This window comes from Pseudomonas sp. KD5, from assembly GCF_012932895.1.
Lineage (GTDB): Bacteria > Pseudomonadota > Gammaproteobacteria > Pseudomonadales > Pseudomonadaceae > Aquipseudomonas.
This window is the reverse complement of record NZ_JDWJ01000006.1, coordinates 385,472-400,993: the sequence shown is the minus strand read 5'-3', so window position 1 is coordinate 400,993 and position 15,522 is coordinate 385,472. Positions and strand designations below refer to the sequence as shown.

General features: G+C 60.1%; 13 protein-coding genes. 10 read left to right on the top strand and 3 right to left on the bottom strand.

Annotated features, from left to right (window positions below; all coding sequences use genetic code 11):
• Nucleotides 1–92: 92 nt before the first annotated feature.
• From AF70_RS16165 to AF70_RS16135, 7 genes are all read left to right on the top strand, one after another.
• Nucleotides 93–641, top strand: coding sequence for a glycine zipper 2TM domain-containing protein (locus AF70_RS16165; RefSeq protein ID WP_018926705.1), 549 nt, complete (start codon nucleotides 93–95; stop codon nucleotides 639–641).
• 136 nt (nucleotides 642–777) lie between these two features.
• Nucleotides 778–1,674 (top strand): site-specific tyrosine recombinase XerD, encoded by an 897-nt coding sequence (gene xerD, locus AF70_RS16160; RefSeq protein WP_007934017.1) that lies wholly within the window; start codon nucleotides 778–780, stop codon nucleotides 1,672–1,674.
• 248 nt (nucleotides 1,675–1,922) lie between these two features.
• Entirely contained in the window at nucleotides 1,923–2,654 is a 732-nt protein-coding gene (locus tag AF70_RS16155) for a DsbC family protein (RefSeq protein ID WP_007934018.1), read from the top strand.
• Between the two features lie 134 nt (nucleotides 2,655–2,788).
• The gene (locus AF70_RS16150) at nucleotides 2,789–4,093 is read left to right on the top strand and encodes a homoserine dehydrogenase (RefSeq protein ID WP_018926703.1); all 1,305 of its coding nucleotides are present in this window, start codon (nucleotides 2,789–2,791) and stop codon (nucleotides 4,091–4,093) included.
• A gap of 66 nt (nucleotides 4,094–4,159) precedes the next feature.
• A complete protein-coding gene (thrC, locus tag AF70_RS16145) occupies nucleotides 4,160–5,569 on the top strand; it encodes a threonine synthase (RefSeq protein WP_019581631.1) in 1,410 nt (469 codons plus the stop codon).
• 133 nt (nucleotides 5,570–5,702) lie between these two features.
• On the top strand, nucleotides 5,703–7,058 hold the full coding sequence (locus AF70_RS16140) for a transporter substrate-binding domain-containing protein (protein WP_028939500.1): 1,356 nt from the start codon (nucleotides 5,703–5,705) through the stop codon (nucleotides 7,056–7,058).
• Between the two features lie 219 nt (nucleotides 7,059–7,277).
• A complete protein-coding gene (locus tag AF70_RS16135) occupies nucleotides 7,278–7,565 on the top strand; it encodes a DUF3509 domain-containing protein (protein WP_019581629.1) in 288 nt (95 codons plus the stop codon).
• 171 nt (nucleotides 7,566–7,736) lie between these two features.
• Here the strand turns inward: AF70_RS16135 and AF70_RS16130 are convergent, their stop codons facing one another.
• Together AF70_RS16130 and AF70_RS16125 are read right to left on the bottom strand one after the other, a co-directional pair.
• Entirely contained in the window at nucleotides 7,737–8,663 is a 927-nt protein-coding gene (locus tag AF70_RS16130; protein WP_019581628.1) for a TIGR02285 family protein, read from the bottom strand.
• Nucleotides 8,644–9,843: a CaiB/BaiF CoA-transferase family protein gene (locus AF70_RS16125; RefSeq protein ID WP_018926698.1), complete on the bottom strand. Its 1,200-nt coding sequence runs from the start codon at nucleotides 9,841–9,843 to the stop codon at nucleotides 8,644–8,646. The genes AF70_RS16130 and AF70_RS16125 overlap by 20 nt, the downstream gene beginning before the upstream one ends.
• A 149-nt stretch (nucleotides 9,844–9,992) precedes the next feature.
• On the opposite strand from AF70_RS16125, the gene AF70_RS16120 reads away from it, so the two are divergent.
• The 3 genes from AF70_RS16120 (at nucleotide 9,993) to AF70_RS16110 (ending at nucleotide 13,687) form a co-directional block, all read left to right on the top strand.
• The gene (locus tag AF70_RS16120; protein ID WP_007940622.1) at nucleotides 9,993–10,535 is read left to right on the top strand and encodes a YaeQ family protein; all 543 of its coding nucleotides are present in this window, start codon (nucleotides 9,993–9,995) and stop codon (nucleotides 10,533–10,535) included.
• A 66-nt stretch (nucleotides 10,536–10,601) separates the two neighbouring features.
• Entirely contained in the window at nucleotides 10,602–12,311 is a 1,710-nt protein-coding gene (gene recJ, locus AF70_RS16115; RefSeq protein ID WP_028939499.1) for a single-stranded-DNA-specific exonuclease RecJ, read from the top strand.
• A gap of 269 nt (nucleotides 12,312–12,580) precedes the next feature.
• The gene (locus AF70_RS16110; RefSeq protein ID WP_019581626.1) at nucleotides 12,581–13,687 is read left to right on the top strand and encodes an NADH:flavin oxidoreductase/NADH oxidase; all 1,107 of its coding nucleotides are present in this window, start codon (nucleotides 12,581–12,583) and stop codon (nucleotides 13,685–13,687) included.
• A gap of 73 nt (nucleotides 13,688–13,760) precedes the next feature.
• Here AF70_RS16110 and AF70_RS16105 read toward each other — a convergent pair whose 3' ends face one another.
• The gene (locus AF70_RS16105; protein ID WP_019581625.1) at nucleotides 13,761–15,386 is read right to left on the bottom strand and encodes a glucan biosynthesis protein D; all 1,626 of its coding nucleotides are present in this window, start codon (nucleotides 15,384–15,386) and stop codon (nucleotides 13,761–13,763) included.
• Nucleotides 15,387–15,522 lie beyond the last annotated feature (136 nt).

Below are 15,522 nucleotides of genomic sequence, written 5' to 3'. Positions count from 1 at the left end.
GAAGGCGCGAGTGTTGAACTCGCGCCTTTTTTTATGCTCCAAGGCTGGGAGAAGCGCGGGTTTGTCCCGTCTGTTATAGCCAGGAGGTTCATGTGAACAAGTCGTTGCTGGTTGGTGCGGTATTGGGTGCTGTCGGTGTGACTGCCGGTGGTGCTGTTGCCACCTACAAACTGGTTAAAAGCGGCCCTGAGTATGCACAAGTGCTGGCCGTTGAACCGGTCAAGACACAAATCAAGACTCCACGTGAAGTGTGCAAGGACGTTACGGTGACCCGGCAAGCGCCGGTGAAAGACCAACACCAGATCGCCGGTACGGTGGTCGGCGCCCTGGCTGGTGGCCTGTTGGGCAACCAGATCGGCGGCGGTACAGGCAAGAAAATCGCCACAGTGGCCGGTGCGGTCGGCGGCGGTTATGCGGGTAACAAGGTGCAGGAAGGCATGCAGGAGCGTGACACCTACACCACGACTCAGACTCGCTGTAACACGGTCAATGACATCAGCGACAAGGTCGTAGGCTACGACGTTCGTTATTCGCTGGACGGCAAGGAAGGCAAAGTGCGGATGGATCGCGATCCGGGCAATCAGATTCCGGTCGACAAGGATGGCAAGCTGATCCTGGGGCAGAACGAACCGGCCCGGTAATGAGCTGAGCGTCTACTCAAAAAGAAGCATCCCGCAAGGGATGCTTTTTTTGTGCCCGAATTTCATGTGTCACCTTCAACGTGTTATGCAAGACTCTTCATTTTTGCGGCCTTTTGCCCGCCAGTCCTGAGCCCCCATGCCTGCCATCGATCATCCCCTGATAGACCAGTTCCTCGACGCCCTGTGGCTGGAGAAAGGCCTTTCCGATAACACCCGCGATGCCTATCGCAGCGACCTGGCCTTGTTCAACGGCTGGTTGCAGGAGAAGGGCCTGGAGCTGATCAACGCCGGGCGCGAGTTGATCCTCGATCACCTTGCCTGGCGCCTGGAGCAAAACTACAAACCCCGTTCTACGGCGCGATTCCTCTCTGGTGTGCGTGGTTTCTATCGCTATTTACTGCGGGAAAAGCTGATTGCCGTTGATCCGACCCTGCGCGTGGATATGCCGCAGCTGGGTAGGCCATTGCCTAAATCCTTGTCGGAAGCCGATGTGGAAGCCTTGCTGGCCGCTCCGGACCTGAGCGAGGCCATCGGTCAGCGTGATCGCGCCATGCTTGAGGTGCTTTACGCGTGTGGCTTGCGGGTGACGGAGCTGATCAGCCTGACGCTGGAGCAGGTCAACTTGCGCCAAGGCGTGCTGCGGGTGATGGGCAAGGGCAGCAAGGAACGGCTGGTGCCGATGGGTGAGGAGGCGATTGTCTGGGTCGAGCGCTACATGCGCGATGCCCGTGGCGAGTTGCTGGGCGGGCGTCCCAGCGATGTGCTGTTCCCCAGCCAGCGCGGTGAGCAGATGACCCGCCAGACCTTCTGGCATCGCATCAAGCACCAGGCCAAGGTCGCCGGGATCGGCAAGTCGCTGTCGCCGCATACCCTGCGGCATGCCTTCGCCACGCACCTGCTCAACCACGGTGCCGACCTTCGGGTGGTACAAATGTTGCTTGGCCACAGCGATCTCTCCACCACCCAGATCTATACTCACGTCGCCCGGGCGCGCTTGCAGGACCTGCATGCCAAGCATCACCCCAGAGGCTAGCGCAAACCCTGTGGCGAGGGGGCTTGCCCCCGTTCGGCTGCGCAGCAGTCGTCAAGCCTCACGCCTCGGTCCATATGTCGGATAGGGATCGCCAAAGAGGGGCTGCTTCGCAACCCAACGGGGGCAAGCCCCCTCGCCACAGGGGCCTTATGTGGTAGGCTTTGCCGGTTTGCACGATGGGCGGTTATGACCCGGTGTTTCGGCACGGGCGTTCTGATCGTCCCATTTGTCCGCCTTCAGGAGTTCTCATGCGTCTGACCCAGATTTTCGCCGCTGCAGCCATTGCGTTGGTCAGCACCTTTGCCGTCGCCGATGACGCGGCCGACAAAGCCATTCGTAAAAGCCTGGAAAACCTCCAGCTCGACGTGCCGGTCGAAACCATCACCGCCAGCCCGCTGCCAGGTCTGTACGAAGTCAAGCTCAAGGGCAGCCGCGTGCTTTACGCCAGCGCCGACGGCCAATACGTCGTTCAGGGCTACCTGTTCCAGCTCAAGGACGGTAAACCGGTCAACCTGACCGAGAAGACCGAACGCCTGGGCATTGCCAAACTGATCAACGACATTCCAGTGGCTGAAACCGTGGTCTACCCGGCCATCGGCGAAACCAAGTCGCACATCACCGTGTTCACCGACACCACTTGCCCGTATTGCCACAAGCTGCACGCCGAAGTGCCTGAGCTGAACAAGCGCGGTATCGAAGTGCGTTATGTTGCGTTCCCGCGCCAGGGCCTGGGCTCGCCGGGTGACGAGCAACTGCAAGCCGTGTGGTGCTCCAAAGACAAGAAAGCCGCCATGGACAAAATGGTCGATGGCAAGGAAATCAAGGCCGCCAAGTGCGATAACCCGGTGTCCAAGCAGTTTGCCCTCGGTCAGTCGATTGGCGTGAACGGTACACCGGCCATCGTTTTGGCTGACGGTCAGGTCATTCCGGGCTACCAGCCTGCGCCACAAGTCGCCAAACTGGCACTGGGCGCGAAGTAAATTCGCATCGTCACGGCCAGCCTTTGACGAGCGTGGTCCGGCGGCAGCATTTGCCGGGCCATCAATAGAGAGCCGCGAACCTGCGGCTGTTTTCACGGCCGGCCTCGAGTCGGCCGTTTTATGGGGAGTTCACAGTGAAACCGGTCAAAGTAGGCATCTGTGGGTTAGGGACCGTCGGTGGCGGTACCTTCAACGTACTTCAGCGCAACGCCGAGGAAATTGCTCGTCGTGCCGGGCGTGGAATCGAAGTGGCACAAATTGCCATGCGCACGCCAAAGCCTCAGTTCCAGACGACCGGTATTGCGATTACCAACGATGTCTTCGAAGTGGCCACGAACCCTGAGATCGACATCGTCATAGAGCTGATGGGCGGCTATACCGTTGCCCGCGAGCTGGTACTCAAGGCCATCGAGAATGGCAAGCATGTGGTCACCGCGAACAAGGCACTGATTGCCGTTCACGGTAATGAAATTTTCGCCAAGGCTCGCGAGAAGGGCGTGATCGTTGCGTTCGAAGCGGCCGTGGCCGGCGGCATTCCGGTGATCAAGGCGATCCGTGAAGGCTTGTCTGCCAACCGTATCAACTGGGTGGCCGGCATCATCAACGGCACCGGTAACTTCATCCTTACCGAAATGCGTGAAAAAGGCCGGACCTTCGAAGACGTGCTGGCCGAAGCGCAGGCCCTGGGTTACGCCGAAGCCGACCCGACGTTCGACGTCGAAGGCATCGACGCCGCCCACAAGCTGACGATCCTGGCGTCCATCGCGTTCGGCATTCCGTTGCAATTCGACAAGGCCTACACCGAAGGCATCACCAAGCTGACCACCGCTGACGTGAACTACGCCGAAGCGCTGGGCTATCGCATCAAGCACCTGGGCGTGGCGCGCAGCACCGCGGCCGGTATCGAGTTGCGCGTGCACCCGACGCTGATCCCGGCCGATCGCCTGATCGCCAACGTCAACGGCGTGATGAACGCGGTGATGGTCAACGGTGATGCTGCCGGTTCGACCCTGTTCTACGGTGCTGGCGCCGGCATGGAACCGACCGCTTCGTCGGTAATCGCCGACCTGGTGGACGTGGTTCGCGCCATGACCTCCGACCCGGAAAACCGTGTACCGCACCTGGCCTTCCAGCCGGATTCGCTGTCGGCCCATCCGATCCTGCCGATCGAAGCCTGCGAAAGCGCTTACTACCTGCGCATTCAGGCCAAGGACCATCCGGGCGTGTTGGCCCAGGTGGCGAGCATCCTGTCGGAGCGCGGCATCAACATCGAGTCGATCATGCAGAAGGAAGTCGAGGAACACGACGGCCTGGTGCCGATGATCCTGCTGACCCATCGTGTGCTGGAACAGCACATCAACGATGCGATCGCTGCCCTGGAAGCCTTGGCGGGCGTGGTCGGTCCGGTTGTACGGATCCGCGTCGAGCACCTGAACTAAGCCGTTATCGTTCACCGGGCCCGCGTGCGGGCCCGGGTTTGCGAACACTGTCTATTGGAGCCAGTCATGCGTTATATCAGTACCCGCGGCCAGGCACCGGCCCTGAATTTCGAAGACGTCCTGCTGGCCGGTCTAGCCACCGACGGCGGTCTGTACGTCCCGGAAAACCTGCCACGTTTCACTCAGGAAGAAATCGCTTCCTGGGCCGGCCTGCCGTATCACGAGCTGGCCTTCCGGGTGATGCGCCCGTTCGTCACCGGCAGCATCCCCGATGCCGATTTCAAAAAGATTCTTGAAGAAACCTATGGCGTGTTTTCCCACAGCGCCGTGGCGCCGTTGCGTCAGCTGAACAGCAACGAATGGGTGCTGGAGCTGTTCCACGGCCCGACCCTGGCGTTCAAGGACTTCGCCCTGCAACTGCTCGGTCGCCTGCTCGACTACGTGCTGGAAAAACGCGGCGAGCGCGTGGTGATCGTCGGCGCTACCTCCGGCGACACCGGTTCGGCGGCCATCGAAGGCTGTAAGCACTGCGAAAACGTCGACATCTTCATCCTGCACCCGCACAACCGTGTGTCCGAAGTGCAGCGTCGCCAGATGACCACCATCTTCGGCGAGAACATCCATAACATCGCCATCGAAGGCAACTTCGATGACTGCCAGGAAATGGTCAAGGCGAGCTTCGCCGACCAGAGCTTCCTCAAGGGCACACGCCTGGTAGCGGTGAACTCGATCAACTGGGCGCGGATCATGGCCCAGATCGTTTACTACTTCCACGCGGCCCTGCAGTTGGGCGGCCCGGCGCGTTCGGTATCGTTCTCGGTGCCAACCGGCAACTTCGGCGATATCTTCGCCGGTTACCTGGCGCGCAACATGGGCCTGCCGATCAACCAGTTGATCGTCGCCACCAACCGCAACGACATCCTACACCGCTTCATGAGCGGCAATCAGTACGTCAAGGAAACCCTGCACGCCACGCTGTCGCCGTCCATGGACATCATGGTCTCGTCGAACTTCGAACGCCTGCTGTTCGACCTGCACGGTCGCAACGGCGCGGCGATTGCCGGTTTGATGGACACCTTCAAGCAGGGCGGCGGTTTCAGCGTCGAACAGGAACGCTGGACCGAGGCGCGCAAGCTGTTCGATTCGCTGGCCGTGGATGACGCTCAAACCTGCGAAACCATTGCCGAAGTCTTCGAGCAAACCGGCGAGCTGCTGGACCCGCACACCGCCATCGGCGTGAAGGCCGCGCGCGAATGCCGTCGCAGCCTGGATATCCCGATGGTGATCCTGGGCACGGCTCATCCGGTCAAATTCCCGGACGCGGTGGAAAAAGCCGGTGTAGGAAAAGCGCTCGAACTACCTGCACATCTTTCTGATTTGTTTGAGCGAGATGAGCGTTGCACCGTGTTGCCGAACGACTTGAAAGCCGTGCAGGCCTTTGTCAGTCAGCATGGCAACCGCGGCAAGCCACTGTAACCGGTAAAAGCTGTCACATTTTGAAGCCCGTCTCCTGACGGGCTTTCTCATTTCTGCATGCCACACTTGTCGGGTTTCGTAAATGAAGAGCCGCCCATGAAGGACGGGCGAGACGATCACCAAGGAAGTGGCAATGCTGTTTTTTAGAGGGTTTAAACCAGCTGCGTGCTGGATATTTCTGGTCGGCGCCATGAGCGTTGCTCAATGGGGCCTGGCGGCGCAATTGGCGACTTATGGACCCCGTGAGTCGGTCGTCGGGGCCGCGATCGGGCTAGACGCTCAGGAGCTGCAATGGATTGCGCAACATCCGACGGTCATCGTCGCGTCGGCGCAGTACCCGTTGTACCTGTTCAAGGATGAACATGGACACTGGAGCGGTTTGAACAACGATGTGCTCAACCGCATCAGCGCCATGACAGGGCTGAAGTTCCTCCACGAAGAGACGTTTTCCACCGATCAATTGCTGGAGCGCCTGGAAAACGGCGCGGCAGACATGAGCACCACACTGGCAATGAGTGAGGAGCGCAAGGAGTTTCTGGATTTCAGTCATGCGTTCGGTGGTGCGGGCTGGGTGTTCGTCGGGCGAGCGGGCGCGCCAGCGGTGCAATCCATGCAGCAGCTGTCGAAAAGAGTACTGGTGCTGCCAGCACGGCATGCGCTGGAGGCGGCCATTCGTCGCGATTATCCGGCCATCGAGTTGCATTCAGTCAAAACCTACGCCGAGGCCAGGGCGCTGGTCGAAAGCGGCGAAGCCTACGCCACCATCGAGAACGAAACCGGGGCGCAGCTCTATCCGTCCGGGCAGCTCAAGGTGGGCGATACGGTGGAGGGTAAATGGGAGGCCGATCATCTGGCGGTACGCAAAGGGCAGCCGCAATTGTTGAGCATCCTCAACAAGGCGCTCGAAGCGTTTCCACCTGCCGAGTTACGTGCCATTCGCTTGAAGTGGCTCGATGGCATTGTTCCTGTACAGACGCCTTCGACCTGGCAGCGAATAGCCGAATGGGGTTGTTGGGGCGTTTTTGTCGCCAGTGTTTTTGCGCTGCTATCCCTATTGTGGAACCGGCGACTTGCGATGTTGATCCAGCAACGTCGGGACGCCGAAAAAGACCTCAATGACCAGCTCTCCTTCCAGCATGCCTTGATAGACGCCATGCCCGATCCGATGTTCGTGCGTGACCTGGAAGGGCGCTTGATCATGTGCAACAAGAGTTATGAAGAGGGGTTGTCGACCCGTTTCGACCAGATACAGGGGCGTCGACTGATCGAACTCGATGTCTTGCCCAAAGAAACCGCCGAGCAACTGCACGCCGAGTTCATGGCCCAACTCGGTACGCGCAAGACGCGCTTCAGCGAACGTCAGTTGATGTTCAAGGATGGTGTCAGGGACATCTATCAGTGGACGGTGCCGTTTTATAGTGCGGACGGTCAATTGCGAGGGCTGCTGGGCGGATGGACCGATCTGGCCAAGCGGACAAGGCAGGCGTGAAGCGCAATGCCTGTAGCAGCGGCTACAAGGAATGTGTCTCGGGTGAAAGGGTTTAAACGCGGCTGTTTTTTTACTGTCATCTTTTCCGGGCATGCTTTATCCACCAGAGGCGCCGGTGCGCCTGCCGTTGGAATCCAGAACTTTCTTCTCGGGTCTGGGGTCATTTACTGTGGATACGCCCCAGGCACTTTGTTTGCGGACTATTGAGTGGTGATCGAGATGGAAAGTATCAGTCTATTGCTCGGCGAGGCTCTGAGCCCGTACCAAGTCACGTTGACCCCATCGGGTGCCCATGGCGAATGCCTGGTGACGCTCAAGAGTGCGACCGGCGCTATCGTGGTCGAACGGCTGTTCAATCAGGCCCAGTTAACCGATAAACGTCTGCTGACGGATGTCGTCGACGGCTTGCACCGCGACGTGCTGATCGCTGAAGGACGCCTGGAGCCCTGTGTCATCGCGGCGTTGCGCAATGCTGCTCAGGACAAGCGCCTGGCCAGCCGAAATTGAAGTGTTTTTTGTGGGAACCTTCCTGCGCCAAGGTCAGTCAGACCATGTAACGGCAGGATCAAGCATTGTGCTCCGGTGCTTGTAGCTTGCTGCTACGGGTCTGTAATACAGGCCACGTTTAACCCCGAGTTGTCTCCCCACTTCTCGGGGTTTCTTTTTGCCTGCGATTTGTCACTGCGTGGCCTGATGCTCGAAAAAGGCCTTGGTTTCTTTCAGGTAATCCTTGCGTCTTTGCGGGTCGAGCCAGTCGGCATACAACGGGCCCAGGTGCTCGCGGGGCAGGGCGCGCAATAGTCGGTTGATTTCACTGATCGCCTGTCGACCCTGAGGCGTATTCGAGCAACCGATGTACACGGGCATGTAGTTGCCCGTGCCTTTGACCGGGTAGAACTCCAGTTGCTCATCGGCCAGGTTTTCCTGATGGGCCTGATAGCGGATTTCCGGCCAGTAACCCAATACCACCTGCAAACGACCCAAGCGTTGCATCTGCAGCAGGCTGCCGAGGGCGTCATTGCCATAGTGGGGCGTCAGCGCGCCGGCTGGCGCCTGTTGCAGCAGTGTGTCGAGGAACTCACCGTAACGGCGCTCGGCGATCACACCGACTTTCTGTTGACCGCTGGCCAACAATGCGGCCAGATCGACTTCACCGTTGGAAAGAAACGGTTCCAGCACCGACCGGTCTTCACGTCGGATCACCAGCCCATTGCTGACCACCCGGAAGGCCGGAATGGAATACGTGATCCATTGTTCGCGCTCCTTGCTCCAGACCAGCGAGGGGTCGCAGGTAAAGGATTCTTCGTGAAGCATCTGCATGCCGCGGGCGCGATTGACCCGTATCAGGGTGTGTTCGTACTGCGGCATACCGGCGATCAGCAGGGGCATCAGTTGGTCGATAACGCCCTGGCCTTTTTTCGGACCTTCGAAGATTGTCAGTGGCGGCAGGTCGCGCAACAGCCAGAACAAATGCTCCTTAGGTTGCGCCAGGGCCGGGGATATCAGGCCCGACAACAGCCCGAGCGCCGCCAGCAGGCGCCCGATGCCGGCGTAACCGAGGACGGATGAAAGCAGGCGATTCAGCTTATATGGCCCCGTCTTCACGCAGCCGTGCGATCTGTGCCGGGTCGTAGCCCAGATCGTGGAGGACTTGCGCATTGTGTTCACCCAACTGCGGCCCGACCCATTCCGAGGTGCCGGGTGTCTCGGAAAGCTTCGGTACGATGCCGGGCATCTTGAAGTCCTTGCCGTCAGGCAGCTTGGCTTGCAGGAACATTTCCCGGGCCAGGTATTGCGGATCGCTGAACATGTCTTCGGCGCTGAAGATCCGGCTGGCGGGAACGTCGGCCTGGTTCAATTGCTCGATCACCGCGTCCAGCGGCAGTGAGTTGACCCAGCGATCGATCACCCCGTAAATCTCGTCGCGACGGCTGTCACGCCCGTCGTTGCTGGCCAGCACTGGGTCGTTGGCCAGGTCCTCGCGGCCGATGATCAGCATGAATCGCTTGAAGATCGCATCGCCGTTGGCGCCGATCTGCACGTGTTTGCCATCGGCGCTGGTGTGGATGGAGGAGGGTGTGATGCCCGGCATGATGTTGCCGGTGCGTTCGCGGATGAAGCCGAACACGTCGAACTCCGGGACCATGCTTTCCATCATGGCGAAGATCGCTTCGTACAGTGCCACGTCCACCACTTGTCCCAAGCCACCGTTGACCTCGCGATGACGCAAGGCCATCAGTGCGCCGATCACGCCCCAGAGCGCGGCAATCGAGTCGCCGATGGAAATCCCGGTGCGCACTGGCGGCCGGTCCTCGAACCCGGTGATGTAGCGCAGGCCGCCCATGGACTCACCGACCGCACCGAAGCCCGGCTGATCTTTCATGGGGCCGGTCTGGCCAAAGCCCGAGAGCCGCACCATCACCAGTTTCGGATTCAGTGCGTGCAGGACTTCCCAGCCCAGGCCGAGCTTTTCCAGCACGCCGGGGCGAAAATTCTCGATCAGGATGTCCGCTTCACTGAGCAGCTGTTTCAGGATCGCCAGGCCATCGGGGTGTTTCAGGTTCAGGGTCAGGGATTTCTTGTTGCGCGCCTGAACGAACCACCACAGCGAGGTGCCTTCATACAACTTGCGCCATTTGCGCAACGGATCACCGCCGTCCGGTGACTCGATCTTGATCACTTCGGCGCCGAATTCGCCGCAAATACGCGAGGCAAACGGCCCGGCAATCAACGTACCCAATTCGATGACTTTCAGACCCGAGAGCGGTTTATTGGAGAACGGCATGCGAAATCCTGTAGGACAAAGGCTGAGCGAATACAGCGTTTTATCATAGGCCGACATCCATCGCCCAAAGTTGATTCGCCTTCAATTCGTTGATTGCCCTCTTGCATCGGTTAGACTTGCCGCCTTTCCCCGTATCAAGAAGCCCGTTCATGGCCCAGCCGTCCACGACCTACAAGTTTGAACTGAACCTCACCGACCTCGACCGCAGCGTCTACGAGAACGTGAAGCAGACCATCGCCCGTCACCCTTCGGAAACCGAAGAGCGCATGACCGTGCGGCTGCTGGCCTACGCCTTCTGGTACAACGAGCAGCTGTCTTTTGGCCGCGGTCTGTCAGACGTGGATGAGCCGGCGCTGTGGGAAAAGAGCCTGGACGACCGTGTCCTGCACTGGATCGAAGTCGGCCAGCCAGACGCCGACCGCCTGACCTGGTGCTCGCGCCGTACCGAACGCACCAGCCTGCTGGCCTACGGCAGCCTGCGTGTGTGGGAAGGCAAAGTGATCCCGGCGATCAAGACCCTGAAAAACGTCAACATCGCCGCCGTGCCCCAGGAAGTGCTGGAAACCCTGGCCAAGGACATGCCGCGCGTTATCAAGTGGGACGTGATGATCAGCGAAGGAACGATTTTCGTCACCGACGACCGTGGTCAGCACGAAGTCCAGTTGCAATGGCTGGCCGGCGAACGCGGCTGATTATTCGCCGCTTGGCCGCGTCACCCGGTTTTATCCTACGTATTCAAGAGAAGCACCTGTCACCCCATGCGCATCGAACCTCGCCTGTTGCCCGACACCCTGCCATTCCTCGGTGATATTCCACCGCTGCTGACCCGCCTTTACGCGGCGCGGGGCGTGCAGTCCGAGGCTGAACTGGACAAGAGCCTGGCGCGGCTGATTCCGTTCCAGCAGCTCAAGGGCATCGAGGCGGCGGTGGATTTGTTGGTGACGGCGCTGGAGCAGCGTCAGCGGATTCTGATCGTTGGCGACTTCGATGCCGATGGCGCGACGGCCAGTACCGTGGGCATGTTGGGGTTACGCCTGCTGGGCGCGGCGCATGTCGACTATCTGGTGCCGAACCGCTTCGAGTACGGCTACGGCCTGACCCCGGAAATCGTCGAAGTGGCGCTGACCCGCGAGCCGCAGTTACTGATCACCGTGGACAACGGCATTTCCAGCGTCGAAGGCGTGGCGGCGGCGAAAAAGGCCGGGCTCAAGGTGCTGGTCACCGATCACCACTTGCCCGGCGACGAACTGCCGTTGGCCGACGCCATCGTCAATCCGAACCAGCCGGGTTGCGAGTTCCCGAGCAAAGCCCTGGCCGGTGTCGGGGTGATTTTCTATGTACTGATGGCCCTGCGTGCGCGTTTGCGCAGCCTGGGCTGGTACGAGAGCAAGCCGCAGCCGAACATCGGTGAATTGCTCGACCTGGTGGCGCTGGGCAGCGTCGCCGACGTGGTGCCGCTGGATGCCAACAACCGGATTCTGGTGCATCAGGGCCTGGAGCGAATTCGCGCCGGGCGCGCGCGGCCGGGGATCAAGGCGATCCTTGAAGTGGCCAAGCGTGATCATTCGCGCATCACCTCCACTGACCTGGGCTTTATCCTCGGCCCGCGTCTGAACGCGGCAGGGCGGCTGGATGACATGAGCCTGGGCATCGAGTGCCTGCTCACCGAAGACGCTGGCGCCGCCCGTGAAATGGCGGCTCAGCTGGATGGCATGAACCAGGACCGTAAATCCATCGAGCAGGGCATGCAGCGCGAGGCGCTGGCCCAACTCAAGGATCTGCCGGTGGAATCGATGCCGTTCGGCCTGTGCCTGTTCGATCCCGAGTGGCACCAGGGGGTGATCGGTATCCTCGCCTCGCGTATGAAAGAGCGCTATTTCCGTCCGACCATTGCCTTTGCCGATGCTGGCGATGGCCTGCTCAAGGGCTCGGGGCGTTCGGTTCAAGGCTTTCACATTCGCGATGCATTGAGCGTGGTCGCGGCGCAACATCCGAACCTGATCAGCAAATACGGCGGCCACGCCATGGCGGCCGGCCTGACCTTGCCGGAAGCGAATTTTCCGTTGTTCGCCGAAGCCTTCGACGCCGAAGTGCGCAGGCAAATGCGCGAAGAAGACCTGACCGGGCGACTGCTGTCGGACGGCACCCTGGCGGTCGAGGAGTTTCACCTGGAACTGGCTCGCGCCCTGCGCCACGCCGGACCTTGGGGGCAACACTTTCCGGAGCCGCTGTTTCACGGGGTGTTCCAGTTGGTCGAGCAGCGTGTGGTTGGCGAGCGGCACCTCAAAGTGGTGCTGAAGAGTGAATGCGGCTCGGTGAAGCTGGATGGCATCGCCTTTGGTATCGACCGGGATATCTGGCCGAATCCGACTATCAAGTGGGTCGAATTGGCCTACAAGCTCGACCTCAACGAGTTTCGTGGGAACGAGACTGTGCAGTTGATGATTGCCCACATCGAACCGCGTTAAGCCCTTCGCGGGCAAGCCCGCTCCCTTAGGATTTGCGTAAACCCTGTGGGAGCGAGGCTTGCCCGCGAAAGCGATTTCCCTCACACCGAATCTCTCTGAACCCTCCCTGATCCCGCGATGTCGACTAGGCTCTAAGCACTGCTTGATTATCCTTGTGACGTCTTGTCGAATTTTTTGCCCGCGGGGGCGGGTGCTGCACCTTTTTCCTGTCACTCGTCGACTATTCAAACAGAACCCTGGAGCCTGCCCACTGATTTGAGAGGTGCCCCATGAGTCTGCTGCTTGAACCCTATACCCTTCGTCAATTGACCCTGCTTAACCGCATCGCGGTATCACCGATGTGCCAGTACTCCAGCGTCGATGGGCTGGCCAATGACTGGCATCTAGTCCATCTCGGCAGCCGCGCGATCGGCGGCGCCGGTCTGGTGTTTACCGAAGCCACGGCGGTCACCGCCGACGGGCGTATCACCGCCCAGGACCTTGGTCTCTGGAATGATCAACAGATCGAACCCTTGCAACGTATTACGCGCTTCATTGCCGCTCAGGGCGCCGTTGCCGGCATCCAGCTGGCCCACGCCGGGCGCAAGGCCAGCACGCATCGGCCGTGGCTGGGCAAGCATGGCAGCGTCAAGCCGGAAGATGGCGGCTGGATCCCGGTCGGCCCTTCGCCGATCGCTTTCGACCCCCAGCACACACCACCCAAGCAGCTTAATGAAAGTGAGATCGCCGAGGTCGTCCAGGCTTTCGTCGATTCGGCCAAACGGGCGTTGATCGCCGGTTTCAAAGTGGTCGAAGTGCACGCCGCCCATGGGTATCTGCTGCATCAATTTCTTTCGCCCTTGAGCAATCAACGGCGCGATCAGTACGGTGGTTCATTCGAGAATCGTATTCGGCTGGTGCTGCAAGTCACCGAAGCGGTGCGGGCCGTGTGGCCTGAAGAGTTACCGGTGTTTGTGCGAGTATCGGCCACCGACTGGGTGGAAGACGGTTGGAACCCCGACGAAACCGTGGAGCTGGCGCGACGCTTGAAAGATCTGGGGGTGGACCTGATCGACGTTTCGTCGGGCGGTACGGCGGTAAATGCCGAAATTCCTACAGGGCCCGGTTATCAGACCCGATTTGCTGAGCGGGTACGTAAAGAGTCGGGCATTGCCACCGGCACGGTAGGCATGATTACCGAGCCAGCCCAGGCCGAGCATATTCTGCGTACCTGTCAGGCCGACATCATCTTCCTCGCCCGTGAGTTGTTGCGTGATCCGTATTGGCCGCTGCATGCCGATGACGATCTGGGTGGGCACAAGGCTGTCTGGCCGGCGCAATACCAGCGGGCCACCCATCGTGACCAGCCGATTCATGAATCGGATTTGCGTGACTGAAGGCCGCTGTAAAACCAAAAAGCCCCGGTCGGGTTGACCAGGGCTTTTTAACGCCAAAAGATCGCAGCCTATATCAGGTGTACTTGCGCTTATCCGGCGCCGGCGGGAAATACTGGTACAGCCAGGTTTCACTCAACGTGCGGTCATTGGTGCGAATGAACAACCGCAGCTCCACCGGCGCCACGCTGTCATTGGTCGGGTACCAGTCAAAGGTGATTCGGTAGCCCTTGATGTCATCGAGCACCAGCACGTTGAAATCCTTCACCTGACCGTTCGAGCAGGTCACCACCGGTTCGATCCCCGCACCTTCGGGCAAGCGGTCCAGCCCGCCGCCGGTGAAGTCCACGGCAAAGCGGCGTGCCCAGACTTCGGGATAATGCTCACCCGGTGCCCAGCCTTCGACAAAGCCGCCCATGCCCGAACGGGTCGCGTTGACCCGTGCCAGCGGCGTACCCGTCGGTGGCAGGGCGCTCCAGTAGAGCTTGTAGCCGTAGTTCAGGGAATCACCGGCGGCGACCGGTTTCTTCGGCGTCCAGAACGCGACGATGTTGTCCAGGGTTTCGCCGGTCGTAGGAATCTCCAGCAAATCGATAGAGCCTTCGCCCCACGCGGTTGTCGGTTCTACCCACAGGCTCGGGCGCTTGCTGTACCAGTCGACGGTGTCCTGATAACTGTCGAATTCATGGTCGGTCTGCACCAGACCAAAGCCTTTCGGGTCGGTGTCGGCGAAGGCGTTGAATTGCAGGGTGGCCGGGTTGTTCAGCGGACGGCAGATCCACTCGCCGTTGCCGCGCCACATGGCCAGGCGATCGGAGTCGTGGATTTGCGGGTGAATGGTGTCGCACATACGGCGCTCGTGGGTGCCGCAACTGAACATGCTGGTCATCGGTGCGATACCCAGTTGCTCGATGGCGGTGCGGGCATTGACGTGGGCGTCGACTTCCATCACCACGCGCTCGGCCTGGCAATCGATGTCAAAACGGTAGGCACCGGTGGCGCTCGGCGAATCGAGCAGGGCGTACACCACGAAACGGGTGCTGTCCTTGTCCGGTGTCTCGAACCAGAATTTGGTGAAATCCGGGAATTCTTCACGCTTCTTGGCGTAGGTGTCGATTGCCAGGCCGCGGGCCGACAAACCGTACTGGCCGGTGGCGTCTACCGCACGGAAATAGCTGGCGCCGAGGAACGACAAGACGTCGTGCTGATCCAGCTCCGGGGCCTTGAACAGCTTGAACCCGGAAAAGCCCAGGTCGCCCTTGAGCTGCTGGGTATCGACGGTGGTTTTTTCATAATTGAACAGCGACGGGCGGAAATGCACCTCGCGCGCCAGTCGAGTCTTGGGGTCGACGCTGTACATGCGCACCGGCTGCTTGAAACCCATGCCGACGTGGAAGAACTGCACGTCCAGCTGACCTTTCAGATCCTTCCACAGTGAGTGATTGCCGTCGTAGCGGATCGCGTTGAAGTTCTGCGGCGTCATGGTTGCCAGCGTCGGCGGCAGCACCTGTTTGGTGTCCTGATACGGCTTGCCGGCGAGCTGTTTGGCTTGGCTCTTCAGCGCTTCGAAGTCGAACGCCTGGGCGTCGCCATCGGCAGTGCCACTGCCGGCCCAGGCGTTTGCGGCCAGCAGGCCGGTGGCCGAGAGACCGGTGTAAGCCGCGATGGCCATGGACGCTTTGAGCAAATTCCTGCGGTGCATAAGTACAACCTGTCGTGAACAATCCCGCGCCGTTCCTGGCACGTGCTGGATCAGAAATAACGGTTCGGACATGCCTTCGGCCAAACGCAACGGACTTTAGAGCAGATGCCAATAAGCTTAAACCGTTCAGTTGCAG